The organism is Nonomuraea cypriaca, from assembly GCF_015645445.1.
GTDB lineage: Bacteria > Actinomycetota > Actinomycetes > Streptosporangiales > Streptosporangiaceae > Nonomuraea > Nonomuraea cypriaca.
Window position 1 is genome coordinate 38,489 of the sequence record NZ_JADOGI010000047.1, and the last position, 16,685, is coordinate 55,173.

Sequence of the window (16,685 nt, forward strand, 5' to 3'; positions counted from 1 at the left end):
GCTTTCGGAAGCGCTTTCGGTTACGATTACATGGGTTCACGCCTTTCACAAGGCCCCGGACATGGGGGTTAGGCAGAGCATGGCAGACCGACCTTCCCCGCCCCGCCTCGTCGACGTGGCCAAGGCCGCCGGAGTGTCGCTGGCCACGGCCTCGCGCGCCATGACGGGCAGCACTGGAGTCAGCCCCCAGCTCGCCGCCCACGTCCAGGCGGTCGCCTCGGAGGTCGGCTACGTGGCCAACAGTCACGCGCGGGCGCTGGCTGGTGGGCAGGCTTCCATGGTGGGGCTGATTGTGCATGATGTTGGGGATCCCTACTTCGGGGAGATCGCCAGGGGGGTTTTGCGGGCGACTGAGAGTCGTGGATACCTTGCGCTGATCAGTCAGACCGAGCGTGAGCCGCTTGCCGAGTTGGCGCGGATTCGGGCTTTGCGGGCTCATCGGGTTGGCTGCATCGTGTTGGCGGGGTCTGGTTATGTTGAGGCCGGTACTGAAGCCGATATCGCGGCTGAGGTGCGGTCGTTCACCGCGGCCGGGGGGCGGGTGGCTGTGATCGGGCGGCATCACCTGCCGGTTGATGCCGTGTTGCCCGACAACGCCGCCGGAGGGTCTACGCTCATGCGTCATCTTCTCGAACTCGGGCACCGACGGGTGGGTGTGGTCGGTGGGCCCGCCAACCTGACCACGGTCGAGGACCGGCTGGCTGGGCTGCGTGTGGCGGTCGGAGCGGCGGGGCTCGACTGGCGGGCGGTTCCCGTCGAGCACGGGGACTTCACCAGGGAGGGCGGTGCGGCGGCCACCGCAAGGCTGATGAGCGCGCGGCCGGACGTGACGGCCGTCGTCGCGCTGAATGACCCGATGGCGGTGGGCGCGTTGTCCTGGCTGCTGAACAGCGGGCGCCGGGTGCCCGAGGAGATCTCGGTGGCCGGGTTCGACGACGTGCCGGTGGCGCAGGACGTCTACCCCGGGCTCACCACGGTCAGGCTGCCCATGGTCGGCATGGGCAGGCAGGCTCTGGAGCTGGTGCTCAAACCGCGGGCCGCCCGGCCGCGCCGGCGCCGTACCGGGCACGAGCTGGTGGTCAGGGCCTCCACGGCCCCGCCGCCGGGCTGATCCGCGTCAGCCGACGGTCCTCATCTGCTTGGTCCTGTGGTCGGTCAGGTGCAGGTCGCCGCCGAGCCGCTCCCTCAGCAGGTCCAGCACCTTCCGGCTGGACAGGACCGTCCAGAGGTTGCCGACCAGGTGCGGGTTGTACTCGGGGGCGGCGTCCATCCAGGCGTCCTTGCCCGCCTGACTCCTGAACGTGGTCACGAAGAACTCGCCGTCCGGGGTCTTGCAGTAGCCGGTACGGATGTCGGCGGCGTCCACCTGCATGCGGGGTTCACAGCCGACCCTGGCGGACAGCTGCTCGACCGTCAGCGGTGCCGCGCCCTTCGCGTTCTGGCCCGCCGCGACGTGGTCGCCTCCGCTTCCCGCGGAGCAGGCGGTGGCCAGCCCGGCCAGCAGCGCGAAAGCGGCCAGACGTGGAAGTGTCGTCATGTGCGGAGGTACGCAGGCCCCGCCACCCCGGTTCAGCGCCAGACCCTATGAGCTTGGCGCCGGCGTCATCGACACCCGGTGGTCGGTCAGGTGCAGGTCGCCGTTGAGCCGCTCCTGGATCGACTCGAGCACCTTGCGCGAGCCCAGTACGGTCCAGCGCGGCCCGACCAGGTGCGGGTTGTACTCCGGAGCCTGGTCCATCCACTCGTCCTTGAGCGGCTCGCTGGCGAAGGTGTTGACGAAGAACTCGCCGTCCACGGTCTTGCAGTAGCCGGTGCGGAGCTCGGTGCCCTCGACCTGCATGCGGGGTTCACAGCCGACCTTGGCGGAGAGCTGCTCAACGGTCAGCGGTGCTGCGCTCTTCTGGTTCTCGGCTGCCTCGACATAGTCGCCCCATCCCGATGAGGAGCAGCCGGCGACCAGCCCGGCCAGCAGCGCGAAAGCGGCCAGACGTGGAAATGTCGTCATGTGCGGAGGTACGCAGGTCCCGCCGCCCAGGTTCAGCGCAGGATTACGCAGCCGCGTTCGCGGAGGCCGCGTAGCACCTTGGGGTCGTTGTCGAGTTTGTTCCAGCGTAGGTCGAGCTTTTCCAGTGGCGGGAGGGTGGCGGGAAGGTCGCGGAGCCGGTTGTTGCGCAGGTCGAGGTGTCTGAGGCCCGGAGGCAGCGTGTCCGGTACCTCGCGGAGGTGGTTGTCGCGCAGGTCCAGCACGCGCAGCTCGTCCAGGTCGGCGATCGACGCGGGCAGGCGCGTCAGCCGGTTGCCCTGGAGGTGCAGTTCGCGCAGCCGCCGCAGCCCGCCGATCGACTCGGGCAGTGCCTCCAGCCGGTTGTTGTACAGCCGCAGCTCCACCAGCGAGCCCATCCGCCCGATGGTCTCGGGCAGGCGGGTGAGCCGGTTGTCGGTCAGGCCGAGGTAGGCGAACCGGTCCAGCCGCGCAGGCGGTTGCCGTCGAGCCTGAGCTCCTCCAGCGAGGCGAGCCGGGTCACCCACGCGGGCACCTCGGCGAGGTCGTTCCAGGCCAGATCGATCAGCCGGACGTCGTCCGGGACCGGGGGGAAGGAGGTCAGGCCCGCTGCGGGGGCACGTGATTCCGGCATGACGCCGATCATCGCATCAGCCGGGAGGCCGGGCGGCGCGCAGGTCGAAGAGCTCCGAGGGGGAGATGGGCATGCGGTCGATCTCGATGCCCTCGGCGTCCTCGACGGCCGAGGCGATGACGGCGGCGACCGGGATCACGCCGGCCTCGCCCGCGCCTTTGACGCCGAGCGGGTTGAGCGGCGACGGTGTCTCCAGGTGGGCGGTCTCGACGTGCGGGATCTCGGTGGCGTACGGCATGAGGAAGTCCATGAAGGAGGCGTTGACGAGCTGGCCGTGCGCGTCGTAGACCATGCGCTCGTAGAGTGCGCCGCCGATGCCCTGCGCCACTCCCCCATGGATCTGACCCTCCACGATCATGGGGTTGATCAGCCGGCCGCAGTCGTGCACGACGGCGTACCTGACGACCCTGATCTCGGCGGTGTCCGGGTCGGTCTCGACGATCGCCGCGTGCATGCCCGACGCGAACGTCGACCTGATCGGCGAGTAGTAGTCGCGCCCTTCCAGGCCCGGCTCCTCACCCTCGGCGACCGGCGGCCGGTCGGGGCGCGCGGCGCCGGCGAACTGGGTCGCCCTGGCGGTCTCCTCGTCGAAGGCGTAGCGCAGCGGGTTGGCCAGCACCGCCACCGTGCCCAGCGGGATGGACGCGGACGGCGTGCCCGCCACGTGCACCGTCCCGTCGTCGATCCGCAGGTCGGCGGGATCGGCCTCCAGCGCGTCGGCGGCGATGCGCAGCGCCTTCTCGCGTACCTTCTTGCAGGCCAGCGCGATGGCGTTGCCGCTCATCACGGCCGACCGCGACGCGAACGTGCCGACGGCGTACCCGAACCTGCGCGTGTCGCCGGTGACCACGCTGATCCGCTCGATGGGCACGCCCAGCTCGGCGGCCGCGATCTGGGCGAACACCGTCTCGTGGCCCTGCCCCTGCGACGTGAGCCCGGTGGACACGTGCACCCGCCCGTCGGAGGTCACCTGCACGTGCCCGCCCTCATAAGGCCCCACCCCGGTGCCCTCCACGTAGCAGCCGATGCCGATCCCCGTGCCCGGCCTGCGCACGTGCTCGTCCCAGCCGATCAGCTCCTTGACCATGCGCAGCATCTCGGGGTAGTCGCCGCTGTCGTAGATCAGCGGCCGCCCGTCCTGGAAGATCATCCCCTGGTCGTACGGGAACTCCTCCGGCCTGATCAGGTTGGCCTCCCGGACGTCGGCCCGGTCCAGGCCCAGGTGCCTGGCGATCTTGTCCATGGTGCGTTCCATGCAGAACACGCCCTGCGGCCGCCCCGCCCCCCGGTAGGGAGTGACCTGCACGGTGTTGGTGTAGACGGCGCTGAACTCGACCCGGTAGGAGCCGATCTTGTAGGGCCCGAGCAGCTGCGTCGAGGTGACGATCGGCACGATGATCCCGTACGGCGTGTACGCGCCGTGGTCGTGCAGGATCGTCACGTCCAGCCCCAGCACCCGCCCGTCGTCGTCGAACCCGACCCGGACGTACTGCACCTGCGCCCGTTCGTGCGCCGAGGAGATGAAGTGCTCCCTGCGGTCCTCGGTCCACTTGACCTCGCGCCCGAGCACCATGGCCGCCCACGGCACCAGGATCTCCTCTGGCCACGGGTGCACGATCTTCACCCCGAACCCGCCGCCCACGTCGGGCGCGATCACCTCGACGTGCGGCAGCGGCAGCCCGAGCGTGGCGGCCACGGCCATCCGTACGCTGGTGGAGGTCTGGGTGCTTGAGTAGACCCGCAGGTCCCTGCCGTCCCAGCGGGCGTACACGCCGCGGCCCTCCAGCGGCGTGCTCGCGCTGCGCTCGATGTCGAGCCGGAAGGCCAGCGTGTGCGGCGCGGTCTCGATCGTCTCCCTGGCGCCGCGCCCGTCGGCGCCCGCGACCTCCTGTACGAGGTGCGCGCCGACGTTGCCGGGCACGTCCTCGTGGACGAGTTGCGCGCCCTGCACGGCCTCCTCCAGCCCGACGACCGGTTTGAGCGGCTCGTAGTCGACCTCGATGAGCGCGCACACGTCCTCGGCGGCGTACCTGTCGGCGGCCACCACCATCACCACCGGCTCGCCCACGTGCCTGACGATGTCCCTGGCCAGCGGGTACGCCGTCCGCCCGTGGGTGAGCGCCGGGTGCGGGATCAGCAGCGGCAACGCCCGGCCCACCCGCTCGGGCAGGTCCTCCCAGGTGTAGATCGCGACCAGCCCCTCGACGTCCAGCGCGGGGCCGACGTCGATGTCCCTGATCCGCGCGTGGGCGTGCGGCGCGCGGACGAACGCCGCGGCCAGCGCGTCCCCGCCCAGGTCGTCGAGGTAGCGCCCGTGCCCGGTGAGCAGCCTGGGGTCCTCCCGCCGCTGTACGGGCTCCCCGAACAGCTTGGTCGTCATGATTCCTCCGCCAGCAGCTCGGCGGCCCGGTGGACGGCCTTGACGATGTTCTGGTAGCCGGTGCACCGGCACAGGTTGCCGGAGATGCCCTCCAGCACCTCCTCCTCCGTGGGCGCCGGATTGTCCCTGAGCATGGCGGTCACCGTGCACAGGAACCCCGGCGTGCAGAACCCGCACTGTAGTCCGTGACACTCGGCGAAGGCCCGCTGCACCGGGGAGAGCCGGTCCCCGGCGGCCAGTCCTTCGACGGTGGTGATCTCGCGCCCGTCCACGGTCACCGCGAACGTCAGGCACGACCGTACGGGCTCGCCGTCGAGCAGCACCGTGCAGCAGCCGCAGACGCCGTGCTCGCAGCCCACGTGGGTCCCCGTCAGGCCCATGTCGTGGCGCAGGCAGTCGGACAGCAGCCGGCGCGCGGGAACGTGCGCTCGCCTGGCCGTGCCGTTCACGACGAGGGTGATCTCATACTCCACCGGCTGCCGCCCCTTCCCGCGCGGCGTTCCGCAGCGCCCGCTCGGCCAGCACGCCCACCAGGTGCCGCCGGTAGGCGGCCGAGGCGTGGATGTCCCCTTCGGGCTCGGTCTTCTCCTGTACGGCCCGCGCCGCGCCGCCCCAGTCCGGGGCCCGTCCTGCGCACGCCTCGCCCACGTCCACGACGACGGGCACGGGGCCGACGCCGACGCAGGCCACCCGGGCGGCGGCGATGTGCGCGTCGCCGCCAGGGTCCAGCGTGACCACGGCGCAGACCCCGGCCAGCGCGTAGTCGCCGTGCCTGCGGGCCACCTCCTCGAACGTGACCCCGGTCCGCGGCCCCGTCGCGGGGAAGAACGCCGACACGGCCAGCTCGCCCGGCTGGACCGCCGACTCCATGGGCCCGACGAAGAACTCCCGCGCGGCCACCTCCCGCACCGCCGCCTCCCCGCTCCAGCGGGCCACCTGGACGGTGCCGCCCAGCACCGCCAGCACGGCGGGCAACTCGGCGGCCGGGTCGGCGTGCACGAGGCTGCCCACCACCGTCCCCCGGTTGCGGATCACCGGGTGGGCGACCAGCCGGAGCGCCCTGGCGAGCAGCGGATGCGCGCCCGACCGCTCCGCCTCCGAGTGCCTGACCAGCGCCCCGACCCGGACGCCCGCCGGGCTCGCGTCGAGGGCGGACAGGGACTCGATCCTGTTGATGTCGACGAGATGCTCGGGCGCGACCAGCCGCATGTTCAGCATGGGAATCAGGCTCTGCCCGCCGGCCAGCACCTTCCCGCGCACCTCCGCGAGGGTCCGCAGCGCCTCGCCGAGGTCGCGGGGCGCGTGGTACTCGAACGGCGGCGGCTTCACCCGGCGTCGCTCCTGACCGGCTCTGTGACCCGTCCGGCGATGGCCCGGAGCAGGTGGTAGCCGCCCAGCACCACGATGGTGCCGAGCGCGATGCCTTCGAGCGAGAATTCGCTGTCGATGAAGTGCGTCACGGGTCCGATGGCCAGGATGATGCCCGCCCCGATCGGAACCATGTTGACGGGGTCGGCGAAATCCACCCGGTTCTCGATCCAGATCTTAGCGCCGAGCAGCCCGATCATGCCGTAGAGAATCACGGTGACGCCGCCGAGCACCCCGCCTGGCGTGGCGGCGACGAGCGCGCCGAACTTCGGGCACAACCCGAACAGGATCGCGATCACGCCGGCGATGTAGTAGGCGGCGGTCGAGTAGACCTTGGTGGCGGCCATGACCCCGATGTTCTCGGCGTACGTCGTGGTGGGCGACCCGCCGACCGCGCTGGTGACCATGGTGGCGGCGCCGTCGGCGACGACCGCGCGGCCGACGTACGCGTCGACGTCCGTGCCGGTCATCTCGCCCACGGCCTTGACGTGCCCGATGTTCTCCGCGATGAGCGCGATGACGGCCGGCAGCACCAGCAGCACGGCCGAGGTCCTGAAGTCGGGCGCGTGGAAGTCCGGCAGGCCCACCCACGGCGCCGCCGCCACGGCGTCCAGGCTCACCCGGTCGTGCGGGAACGCCGTGGCCACGCAGTAGGTGCCCTCCACCGGGCAACTCGCCCCGGCCGCGTCACGCAGGTTGGCTCCGGGCAGCACCGACGTGATCGGCCCGGCGGCCAGGTCCAGCAGCCAGGACAACACGAACCCGGCGACCAGCCCGACCAGCACCCCGATCCGCCCGATGAACCCCTTGAAGAGCACGATCACCACGAACGTGATCAGCATCGTGACGAGCGCGACCCAGTGGTCCTGCGGCCAGTAGACGTCCGCCACCACGTACGCCAGGCCGAACCCGATCAGCATCACCACGGCCCCGGTGACCACGGGCGGGAAGACGCGGTGGATGATCTGCACCCCGAGGAAGTGGATCGCGAGCCCGGCCAGCGCCAGCACGAACCCGGCGACCAGGATCGCCCCGGTCACGATCGCGTCGGCGCCCCCGGTGTCGCCACCGAACGCCGCCCGGATGGCGAACACCCCGCCCACGAAGGACGCGCTGGTGCCCAGATAGCTGGGCACCTTCCCCTTGACGATCAGCAGGAACAGGATCGTCGCGACGCCCGACATCATCACGGCGATGTTCGGGTCCAGACCCATCACCAGGGGGAAGACGAACGTCGCGCCGAACATCGCGATCACGTGCTGCGCCCCGAACCCCACCATCCTGGGCCAGCTCAACCGCTCGTCGGGCTTGACCACCTCACCGGGCGCCAGGTGCTTGCCGTCACCGTGCTTGGTCCATCCCACAACCATGAGAGCCCCTCTTGTCACGCCTGGCCGGCCGTTGCGGGCACATTAGGCCCGCCGGCACCCGCCTACACGGGCATGATCTGCCAAATCTGGCCGGCCGACCAGAGAGAACCTCACGCACACGACCCCGGCTCCCCCTGTGAGATCAATCTGTGAGATCAGTTCCAGTACGGCGGCCGGTGGTAGACGGCCCCGTCGGACGCTCGGACGATCGCCGGCAGCTGCGACTGGCGGATCACGGCCTCCCCCAGGGGGAACCAGGCGTCGCTGTCCTGCCGCAGGCGATCCGAGCGCCGCCCAGGCGGGAACACGGTGACCACCCTCGTCTTCCGCCCGCGCCTGTCATCCATCCGCCTGATCGCGTGGATCGCCGCACACAGATCGGAGTCGGCCGACACGAGCATGACCACGTCCACCTGGTCGTTCGCGACATCCTCCAGCATCGCGCCGGCCAGCGCCACGTCCGACTGCTTCTCGGCGTAGGTCCGCCTTGTCGCGCCGCAGTTGCGGCACCGCACGAGCTGCTCCTGGTATCTGCCCAGGACCACCTCCACACCGAGGCTCTCCGTCGCCGCCAGGTACACCTCCTGGCGTGCGATGGCCGGTGGATCGTTGCGGATGGTGGCGGTGAAGTACCTGACGCCCACGAGGCGCTGGTGCGGCCGCAGGATGCGCATGGCCATGGCCCGCAGATCGAGCCAGAGATGACGGCGTCTCCCGAGTTCCCGCAGGCCGTAGTAGAGATTGAACCCGTCAACGTAGACACCGACCCGCTCGATTCCGGGATTCGGCTTGTCGCCCACCGCCATCACGCCCTAACATGAAGTCACCGCTCCCGGGGGTACGTTCCCGGGCTCTACGGCCCCCGCGAGGGGGCCGTTTCTTTTTCGCCGGTGCGCTCGATGTTAGTAAACGTTAAGTAATCTCGCGGTGACTTTTCGTGAACGCCGCCGGGGCTACTCCACCCGGATCGAGAACCCTTCTCCGCTGACCACCTGACCGGACCGGATCTTGGCCCGCTTCCGCAGCTCCACCTCGCCGTCCACCAGCACCATGCCTTCGGCGATCAGGTGTTTGGCCATGCCGCCCGTCTCCGTGATCCCGCAATATTTCAGCAGGTCGCACAGCGGGATGTACTCGGAGCGCAGTTCGAAGTCCACGGCCCCCAAGCCTAGATGCCGCGCATCCGCAACACGTGCAGGGCCAGCGTCAGGTTGAGCCGCAGGTGCGGGTCGTCGGTGAAGTTGCCGAGCAGCCGCTCCAGCTTCCCGATCCGGTAGCGCAGGGTGTTGTAGTGGAAGTGCAGGCGCCGCGCGGTCTCGGCCACGTTCAGGTTGGTCTCCAGGAGCACCTGCAGCGTGCGCCGGAGGTCGGCGTTCTCGGCGTCGTCGTCGGACGCCAGCGGGCCGAGCGTCTCGCGTACGAACGCGTGCAGTTCGTCCGTGTCGTTGACCAGCGAAAGCAGCCGGTACACACCGAGCTGGTCGAAGTGGGCCACCGCGCCCGGCCCGTGCAGCTGCCGCCCCACCCTGGCCGCCTTCAGCGCCTGCGAGTACGCCTCAGGCAGCGTCTCCGCCCCGGGACTCGGCCGGGACGTGCCGGTGGAGAACGTCGCGGGCGGCACGTCGGCGAAGGCGGAGGCGGCGTCCTTGGCCAGCCTGGCGGCGTCGATCGAGGCGTCCACCACGGCCACCACCTCGTGCGAGAAGCCCGCCACCGCCCCACGCGGATCGTGCCTGCGCATCGCCGCGGTCCAGCACGCCACCAGCCGGTCCTGCGCGCTGCGCTCGTCGCCGTCCGGGTCGAGCTCGGCCACCAGCACGGTCACCCGCCGCGACAGGTCCCACCCGAACGCCCTGGCCCGCGCGGTGACCCGCTCCGCCGCCCCGGCCCGCCCGGTGAGCACGTCGCGCAGGAAGTCGGCGCGGTACTTGCTCTCGACGGCGTTGACCGCCTCCTGCCGGGTGACGACGAGCGCGGCGACGGTGGCGGCGCGTTCCAGGATGCCGACGTCGCTGTCCCTGATCGTCCCCGACGGGCTGTAGGCGACGATCCGGCCGTGGTGGTGGCCGCCGGCCAGGACGGGCACCGAGGCGAACGAGCGGGCGCGGCCCGGCGCCGCGCGTGGCGGCCCATCGGGGTGCGGGCCCCCACGCGGGCCCCCACGTGGCGGCCCCTCGCGGGAGATCGACTCGCGCAGGACGGCGACGTGGTCGCCTGGCCCGGCGGCGGCCAGGACCACACCGGATCCGTCCACGGCCGCGACGGACACGTCGAGCAGCTGGGCCACCTCGGCGGTGACCTCGCCCAGCCCGCCTCCGGCCAGCACGACCTGCACCAGCGCCCGGTGGGCCTCCTCCGCGCGGGCGAGCTCGGCGGCCTGACGGTTGAGTATGTCGGTCAGCACCTGGTTGAGGATGTCGTCGAAGCCGACGTCGTTCGGCAGCAGGATGAGGGGGAAGCCGAGCCGGTCGGCCTGCTCGGCCATCTCGCCGGGCAGCTCGTCGACGTACCGGCCGAGTTTGATGGCCAGCGCCGCCAGGCCGCGCTCGTCGAGGTCGGCGACCAGCCGGCCGAGCGACTGCGGAGTGTTGCGCAGCGGGTAGCCGGTGGTGAGCAGCAGCTCGTGCGGCTTGACCCAGGCAAGGATGTCCGGCACTTCCATGACGTTGAGCCGTTGCACGATGCGGCCGAGCCCGCTCTCGCCGGCGATGAGCCTGGCGTCCGCGAGGGTCGAGACGCCGAGCACCTCTCCTACGGACACGCCGTGAATGATCGTCCCGGTGCTGGCGAGACGGACGGGAGGCTCCATGGGGAGATTGTGACCCCACAAGCGGTCTGTCAGGAAGAGCCAACCATCCCGCTGACTGTTGGCAAATTTACCCGTACGGAGGGTTCCCCGGCCGTTCTACGGTCAGGTCCAGGGTCGGTTGGGAGGTCCGGTGACCGTCAGTACTCATGCGCGGCGGGCCCGCGTCCATGTCACGGGCGCGGCCAGCACGGCGGTACGTCCGGTGCTGGCGGCGCCCCGCCGTCCGGCCCGCGTGCTCGCCGTGTTCCCCGCGGGAGTGTACCTGGAGGTCAGGACCGATCTGGAGCCTTCGGTGATCGGGGTCATCACCGGCGAGGCCACGAGGCTGCCCAACTCGGTGCTGCTGGCCACCCCGCTGCCGCGGGTCACGGTGGGTGACGACGCGTCGGTGGGTGACCGGGCGATCGACCTGGGCTCGCTGAGCCTGCGCGTACGCCGCTGGTGGGACCCCGCCCCGCCCCTGGGCCGGACGGATCCGGCACGGCTCGCGCACGCCGCCGCCCTCCTCGCCGACCCGCCGGGCACCGGGCTGGCCGGCAACGGCGCCATCGGCCTGCTGGCCGGCAGTTGTGCGGAGGGCCGGCTGCTGGGCGTGGTCACGGCGGCCGAGCAGCTCATGGGCCTCGGTCCCGGACTCACTCCGAGCGGCGACGACGTGCTGGCCGGGCTGCTGGTCACGCTCAGGCATCTGGGCGCGGCGACGGGGACGGGCCGGGCGATCTGGCTGGCCGACTGGCTGGCGGCGACGGTCACGTTCGACGCGCGTACCCGGACGACGCGCATCTCCGCCACGCTGCTGCACTGCGCGGCCAGGGGCGAGGCCAGCCCCGAGGTGATCGCGGTGCTGCGCGGCATCGCCGGCCGGCAGGCGCTCGAACCGGCCCTGCGCCGCCTGCACCGGCTCGGTCACACCTCGGGCGCCGACCTCGCCCAGGGCATCGCCATCGGCCTGGCCGCCGTCCTCGCCCTGAGCGGGGCGCGATGAACGAGCCCGAGCGGGGCGCGATGAGGGAAGTCGTGCAGGTGCGGCGGGGGGCATACCACGACTCGGTCACGCTCATGCGCGTCAGCCGGGCGCTGTCCGGCCTGCCGGGCGTGGCCGCCGCCATGGTCGCCATGGCGACGGACCTCAACGTCTCCATCATCAGGGACCTCGGCTTCACCGTCCCGGAAACCGGCCCCGGCGACCTCGTCATCGCGGTCCGGGCGCACGACACGAAGGCGGCCGTCGAAGCGGCCGACCGGCAGCTCGCCCCCGCCGCGCGGGAGGACACGGCGCCGGAGCAACCGCCGCTGACCACCCGCTCGGCCGCGGGAGGCCCGGCCGATCTCGTGCTGATCTCGGTCCCCGGCGAGTACGCCTTCCTCGAGGCCCACGACGCCGTCCAGGCCGGCCTCCCCGTCATGATCTTCAGCGACGACGTGCCCGTGGCGCAGGAGAGGCGGCTGAAGGAGCTGGCGGAGGACCGCGACGTCCTGGTCATGGGCCCGGACTGCGGCACCGCCGTGATCGGCGGCGTCGGCCTCGGCTTCGCGAACGTCCTCAGCCCCGGCCCCGTCGGGATCGTGGCCGCGTCCGGCACCGGCGCCCAGCAGGTGACGTCCCTGCTCGACTGGGCCGGCACGGGCGTCAGCCACGTACTCGGCGTGGGCGGCAGGGACCTGTCCGCCGCGGTCGGCGGCCTGTCGACGCTGCGTGCCCTGCGCATGCTGGACGAGGACCCGGCCACGGAGCTGGTCGTCCTCATCTCCAAGCCGCCGTCGCCCGAGGTGGCGGGGGCCGTGCGGGAGGCCGTGGAACGGCTGCGCACGCCGGTCGTGCGGGCGCTGCTCCAGGAGGGCGCACCCGACCTCACGGAGGCGACCGAGCAGGCGCTGCGCGCGCTGGGCCGGCCGGTTCCCGAGTGGCCGTCGTGGCCGTCCTGGTCAGGGAGGACGGCCGGCAGCAAGGCGATCAGGGGCCTGTACGCCGGCGGCACGCTCGCCGCCGAGGCCGCCCTGGTCGCCGGTCGGGGGGAGTTCGTGGACTACGGCGACGACGCGTACACCAGGGGAAGGGCGCACCCGATGATCGACCCGACGTTGCGCGTGGAGGCGCTGGCCCGCGCCGGCGAGGAGGAGGTGGTGCTCATGGACGTCGTACTCGGCCACGCCGCCGACCCCGACCCGGCCGCCTCGCTGGCGCACGCCGTCGCCCGTACGCCCGCCACCGTCGTGATCGCCCTCGTCGGCACCGAAGGCGACCCGCAGGACCTGCACCGCCAGGCCGCCGCCTTCCGCGAGGCGGGCGCGGCCGTGTTCACGTCGAACGCCCAGGCCGCGCGGCACGCCAGGAGCCTGCTGTGAGCCTGCTCGCAGGCCCGCCGAGGGTCATCACCGCCGGCGCGGGGCTGCTGGACGAGGCGCTGCGCGCGCAGGCCGTGCCGACGACGCCGGTCGCGTGGCGCCCGCCGCTCCCCGGCACCGCGGAGGCGCTGGTCAAGGTGCTGGCCGACCCGCGCAGGGAGGCCGCCAACGAGCTTGCCGCCCGGCGGCTGACGTCCGCGCGGCCGTACCTGACCGGGGTGCGGCGGGCCTCCGAGGTGCTCGGCGAGGGAATGTTCCTGCACGCGGGCCCGCCCATCACGTGGGAGCGGGCGTCCGGCCCGATGCGCGGCGCGCTCGTCGGCGCGATGCTCCTGGAGGGCCTGGCGGGCGACGAGCACGACGCGGAGCGGCGGCTCGCGGCGGGCGGGATCGCGCTGCGGCCGTGCCACGAACACGCCGCCGTCGGCCCGATGGCGGGCGTGGTGAGCCCGTCGATGTGGTTGTTCGAGGTACGCGACGAGGAGCACGGCGGCACGGCCTACTGCTCGCTGAACGAGGGCCTGGGCAAGGTGCTCAGGTACGGCGCGTACGGCCCCGAGGTGCTGGAGCGGCTGCGCTGGATGGACGAGGTGCTCGGCCCGGTCCTGGCCGCGACGCTGGAGCGGACAGGACCCGTCGACCTGCGCTCGCTGACCGCGCAGGCGCTGCAGATGGGCGACGAGCTGCACAACCGCAACCGCGCCGCCACCTCGCTGCTGCTGCGCGAGCTGGCCCCCGCAGTCGTCGAGGCCGCCCCTGGCAGCGCCGCGCAGGTGCTGCGCTTCATCAACGGCAACGACCACTTCTTCCTGAACGCCGGCATGGCCGCGGCCAAGGTCAGCACGGACGCGGCCCGCGACATCCCCGGCTCGTCCATGGTCGTCGCCATGGCGAGGAACGGCACCGACTTCGGCGTGCAGGTGTCGGGGCTGGGCGGCCGCTGGTTCACCGGCCCGTGCGGCGTGCCCGACGGGCTCTACCTGGGCTCGTACGGCCCCGAGGACGCCAACCCCGACATCGGCGACTCCACGATCACCGAGACGTCGGGACTGGGCGGGTTCGCCATGGCGGCGTCCCCGGCCATCGTGCGGTTCGTCGGGGGCGAGGTGGCCGACGCCGTGCGGGCCACCCGCTCCATGTACGAGATCACGCTCGCCGAGCACCCCGCGTACCAGATCCCGGGCCTCGGTTTCCGCGGCACGCCGACCGGCATCGACGTCACGCTGGTGGCCAGGACCGGCCTGCTGCCCGTGGTCAACACCGGCATCGCGGGCCGCGTCGCGGGCACGGGACAGGTCGGCGCGGGCCTGGTCGAACCGCCGGTCGAGGCGTTCACGGGAGCGCTGCTCGCCCTGGCCGACGCGGCCGCCGAGCCGTCCGAACGGCCGATGTAGCCGCACGTCACGCCGCTTGTAAGTGCGCTCCGGCTTCCCTTGCGCATTTACCACCGATATCGTATCGAACCTCATAATCTGCAAGTAGCGCGTGTCGCACGTGACGGATGAGGCGAGATGGGGGCGGGGACATGGCAGCCGACCGCTTGCTCAGCGGGCCCGGCCCAGAGGGGGGCGCTCCCGGCGGTGCCCCGGGGGGCGCACCGCAGGGCCAGGGCCGCCTGGTAGGCAGGCGTTACCGGCTCATGTCGCCCGTCGGCCGGGGCGGCATGGGCATGGTCTGGCACGCCCACGACGTGCTGCTCGACCGGGACGTGGCGGTCAAGGAGCTGATCCTGCCGTACGGGCTCGACCAGGCGGGCAAGCAGATCGCACACCGGCGCATGCTGCGCGAGGCCAGGTCGGCCGCGCGGCTGACGCACCCCGGCATCGTGACCGTCCACGACGTGGTCGAGGAGGACGGCCGCCCGTGGATCGTGATGGAGCTTGTCCGGGCGTGGTCACTGGAGCAGGCCGTACGCCAGAGCGGGCCGCTGCCGGTGGTCCAGGCGGCCGAGATCGGCATCCGGGTGCTCGACGCGGTCAGGCACGCGCACGCCGCCGGGATCCTGCACCGCGACATCAAGCCGGGCAACGTGCTGCTGACCTCCGACCGGGTGGTGCTGACCGACTTCGGCATCGCGGCCATCGAGGGCGACGTCAACATCACGCAGACGGGGCTGCTCATGGGGTCGCCCGCGTACATCCCGCCGGAGCGGTTGTCCGCGCAGCCGATCGGGCAGGCGGCCGACCTGTGGTCGTTCGGCGCGACGCTGTACGCGGCGGTCGAGGGGCGGCCGCCGTACGAGGGGCCCGACCCGATCGCCGTGCTGGGCGCGGTGCTCACGCAGGCCCCGATCAGGCCGCAGCGGGCCGGCTCGCTGATGCCGGTGATCGAGGGCCTGCTGCGCAAGAACCCGGCGGAGCGGCTGACCTCCGCCCAGGTCATCGAGATGCTGGAGGCGGTGCTGCGCGCGCACGGCTCCACCCGGCCGCGCCCGCCCGAGACGCTGCCCAGCCAGGCCGATCCGACGCCCGCGGGGCTGCTGCCGCCGCTGGAGACGCCGTCGGGGCCGATGCCGTCGCGGATCGTGGAGACGCCCTCGGGTCCGGTACGCGTACCGTACGACCCGATGACCGGCCCGTCCGGCGGCTACCCGAGCTCGGCCAGCCCGTCCGGCGGCCACCCGGGTTTGGCGAGCCCCTCGGGCGGCCACCCGGGTTTGGCGAGCCCGTCCGGCGGCCACCCGGGCATGACCAGCCCGTCGGGCGCCCACCCGTCCGGCAGCCACCCGTCCGGCGGATACCCGTCCGGCGGTCACCCCGCCGACCAGGCGTCAGCGGCGTCGGGCGGGTTCCAGGCGTTCACCAGCGCGTCGGGGCCCCAGCGGGTGGACAGCGGGCCGCCGTTCGGCGAGCCGACCACGCCGCACCGGATGCCGAGCGACAGCGACGACGACCTGGGCGGCTCCTCCGCCCCGCGCCCGCAGCCGATCCTCCCCCTCACCACGGACAGCCGCACGTCCTCCGGCGCGACGCCGTGGCCGCTGGCCTCCCCCGACCACCTGCGCGAGCATTCGCGCGACCTGTCCCACGACATCGACCACAGCCGTCTGACCGCGCTGCCGGACGCGTCGCCGCGCACCGGCAAGAGCAGGCGCAGGCAGGAGGAGGACGACAGCGCGTGGGCACGTGAGGGCCGGCCCAGCGCGGTCGTGATCATCAGCGCGCTCGTCGGGGTGGCCGTCGTCGTGGGCGCCGCGTTCATCCTCCTGTCGGGCGGCTCGCCCGAGGAGGCCCCGAGCGCCGCGCCGTCCAACGCCGCCAGTACCTCGGAGAGCGCCCCGACGCGGCAGGCGGAGGCGTCGGCCGCGCCCGAGGGCTACGAGGAACACACCCCGCCCGGCTTCACCGTCGCCGCGCCGGCGGACTGGACGATGGCGACGGCGGACGGCGCGGCCACGTTCAGCGGGCCCAAGGACTCGGGCATGCGGATCCTGGTGGAGCCGGCCACCCCGCAGGCCGACGGGGGGCTGTCCGAGCTGAGCCGGCTGGAGGCCGAGGGCGGCGTGGAGGGCTACATCCAGGTGCGGCTCCAGGCGACGAACTTCCGCGGCTGGAAGGCGGCCGACTGGGAGTACACCTACACCACGCCCGAGGGCGTCCCCATGCACACGCTGACCAGGTACGTCTCGATCGACGACACGACGGCGTTCAAGATCACGTTCGAGCTGCCCGAACTCAAGTGGGACGAGCAGGCCGAACTCCGCAAGGTCTTCCTGGACACGTTCCGCCAATCCACCTGACCCGCGGAGGGCTTGCCCCCCGCGTCCCCCCCATCCC

16 protein-coding genes are annotated in these 16,685 nt (G+C 72.3%); 5 read left to right on the plus strand and 11 right to left on the minus strand.

The features are described from left to right. The first annotated feature begins 79 nt into the window (after positions 1-79). On the plus strand, positions 80-1,111 hold the full coding sequence (locus tag ITP53_RS17810) for a LacI family DNA-binding transcriptional regulator (RefSeq protein WP_195896520.1): 1,032 nt from the start codon (positions 80-82) through the stop codon (positions 1,109-1,111). Positions 1,112-1,117: 6 nt separating this feature from the next. Here ITP53_RS17810 and ITP53_RS17815 read toward each other — a convergent pair whose 3' ends face one another. The 11 genes from ITP53_RS17815 to ITP53_RS17860 form a co-directional block, all read right to left on the minus strand. Beyond that, on the minus strand, positions 1,118-1,537 hold the full coding sequence (locus ITP53_RS17815) for a hypothetical protein (RefSeq protein WP_195896521.1): 420 nt from the start codon (positions 1,535-1,537) through the stop codon (positions 1,118-1,120). 45 nt (positions 1,538-1,582) lie between these two features. Beyond that, positions 1,583-2,005 carry a hypothetical protein gene (locus ITP53_RS17820; RefSeq protein ID WP_195896522.1) on the minus strand — a complete coding sequence of 141 codons (423 nt, stop codon included), beginning with the start codon at positions 2,003-2,005 and terminating at the stop codon, positions 1,583-1,585. A gap of 32 nt (positions 2,006-2,037) precedes the next feature. Further along, positions 2,038-2,400, minus strand: coding sequence for a leucine-rich repeat domain-containing protein (locus ITP53_RS56100; RefSeq protein ID WP_207756073.1), 363 nt, complete (start codon positions 2,398-2,400; stop codon positions 2,038-2,040). A 41-nt stretch (positions 2,401-2,441) separates the two neighbouring features. Continuing rightward, entirely contained in the window at positions 2,442-2,636 is a 195-nt protein-coding gene (locus ITP53_RS56105) for a hypothetical protein (RefSeq protein WP_207756074.1), read from the minus strand. Between the two features lie 16 nt (positions 2,637-2,652). Beyond that, entirely contained in the window at positions 2,653-5,016 is a 2,364-nt protein-coding gene (gene cutA / locus ITP53_RS17830) for an aerobic carbon-monoxide dehydrogenase large subunit (protein ID WP_195896523.1), read from the minus strand. Continuing rightward, the gene (locus ITP53_RS17835; RefSeq protein ID WP_195896524.1) at positions 5,013-5,489 is read right to left on the minus strand and encodes a (2Fe-2S)-binding protein; all 477 of its coding nucleotides are present in this window, start codon (positions 5,487-5,489) and stop codon (positions 5,013-5,015) included. Before ITP53_RS17835 ends, cutA begins: the two co-directional genes overlap by 4 nt. Then, positions 5,479-6,345 carry an FAD binding domain-containing protein gene (locus ITP53_RS60300; RefSeq protein ID WP_195896525.1) on the minus strand — a complete coding sequence of 289 codons (867 nt, stop codon included), beginning with the start codon at positions 6,343-6,345 and terminating at the stop codon, positions 5,479-5,481. Before ITP53_RS60300 ends, ITP53_RS17835 begins: the two co-directional genes overlap by 11 nt. After that, positions 6,342-7,754, minus strand: coding sequence for a uracil-xanthine permease family protein (locus ITP53_RS17845; protein ID WP_195896526.1), 1,413 nt, complete (start codon positions 7,752-7,754; stop codon positions 6,342-6,344). The genes ITP53_RS60300 and ITP53_RS17845 overlap by 4 nt, the downstream gene beginning before the upstream one ends. Before the next feature lie 155 nt (positions 7,755-7,909). Next, the gene (locus tag ITP53_RS17850) at positions 7,910-8,560 is read right to left on the minus strand and encodes an NYN domain-containing protein (protein ID WP_195896527.1); all 651 of its coding nucleotides are present in this window, start codon (positions 8,558-8,560) and stop codon (positions 7,910-7,912) included. A gap of 147 nt (positions 8,561-8,707) precedes the next feature. Then, positions 8,708-8,911, minus strand: a complete 204-nt coding sequence (locus tag ITP53_RS17855; protein ID WP_328814868.1) for an RNA-binding S4 domain-containing protein — start codon at positions 8,909-8,911, stop codon at positions 8,708-8,710. Between the two features lie 11 nt (positions 8,912-8,922). Next, positions 8,923-10,563: a PucR family transcriptional regulator gene (locus ITP53_RS17860; protein ID WP_195896529.1), complete on the minus strand. Its 1,641-nt coding sequence runs from the start codon at positions 10,561-10,563 to the stop codon at positions 8,923-8,925. Between the two features lie 130 nt (positions 10,564-10,693). On the opposite strand from ITP53_RS17860, the gene ITP53_RS60305 reads away from it, so the two are divergent. From ITP53_RS60305 to ITP53_RS17880, 4 genes are all read left to right on the plus strand, one after another. Then, on the plus strand, positions 10,694-11,548 hold the full coding sequence (locus ITP53_RS60305) for a DUF2877 domain-containing protein (protein WP_328814871.1): 855 nt from the start codon (positions 10,694-10,696) through the stop codon (positions 11,546-11,548). Then, complete coding sequence (locus ITP53_RS17870; RefSeq protein ID WP_236050916.1) at positions 11,545-12,909, plus strand: FdrA family protein; 1,365 nt, start codon at positions 11,545-11,547, stop codon at positions 12,907-12,909. Before ITP53_RS60305 ends, ITP53_RS17870 begins: the two co-directional genes overlap by 4 nt. After that, complete coding sequence (locus ITP53_RS17875) at positions 12,906-14,303, plus strand: YlbE family protein (protein ID WP_195896531.1); 1,398 nt, start codon at positions 12,906-12,908, stop codon at positions 14,301-14,303. Before ITP53_RS17870 ends, ITP53_RS17875 begins: the two co-directional genes overlap by 4 nt. 131 nt (positions 14,304-14,434) lie before the next feature. Further along, entirely contained in the window at positions 14,435-16,648 is a 2,214-nt protein-coding gene (locus tag ITP53_RS17880) for a serine/threonine-protein kinase (RefSeq protein WP_195896532.1), read from the plus strand. Positions 16,649-16,685: the final 37 nt, after the last annotated feature.

Coding starts and splice junctions, on each gene's coding strand:
- ITP53_RS17810 (WP_195896520.1), top strand. CDS start 80: ATGGCAGACCGACCTTCCCCGCCCCGCCTCGTCGACGTGGCCAAGGCC.
- ITP53_RS17815 (WP_195896521.1), bottom strand. CDS start 1,537: ATGACGACACTTCCACGTCTGGCCGCTTTCGCGCTGCTGGCCGGGCTG.
- ITP53_RS17820 (WP_195896522.1), bottom strand. CDS start 2,005: ATGACGACATTTCCACGTCTGGCCGCTTTCGCGCTGCTGGCCGGGCTG.
- ITP53_RS56100 (WP_207756073.1), bottom strand. CDS start 2,400: ATGGGCTCGCTGGTGGAGCTGCGGCTGTACAACAACCGGCTGGAGGCA.
- ITP53_RS56105 (WP_207756074.1), bottom strand. CDS start 2,636: ATGCCGGAATCACGTGCCCCCGCAGCGGGCCTGACCTCCTTCCCCCCG.
- cutA (WP_195896523.1), bottom strand. CDS start 5,016: ATGACGACCAAGCTGTTCGGGGAGCCCGTACAGCGGCGGGAGGACCCC.
- ITP53_RS17845 (WP_195896526.1), bottom strand. CDS start 7,754: ATGGTTGTGGGATGGACCAAGCACGGTGACGGCAAGCACCTGGCGCCC.
- ITP53_RS17850 (WP_195896527.1), bottom strand. CDS start 8,560: ATGGCGGTGGGCGACAAGCCGAATCCCGGAATCGAGCGGGTCGGTGTC.
- ITP53_RS17860 (WP_195896529.1), bottom strand. CDS start 10,563: ATGGAGCCTCCCGTCCGTCTCGCCAGCACCGGGACGATCATTCACGGC.
- ITP53_RS17870 (WP_236050916.1), top strand. CDS start 11,545: ATGAACGAGCCCGAGCGGGGCGCGATGAGGGAAGTCGTGCAGGTGCGG.
- ITP53_RS17880 (WP_195896532.1), top strand. CDS start 14,435: ATGGCAGCCGACCGCTTGCTCAGCGGGCCCGGCCCAGAGGGGGGCGCT.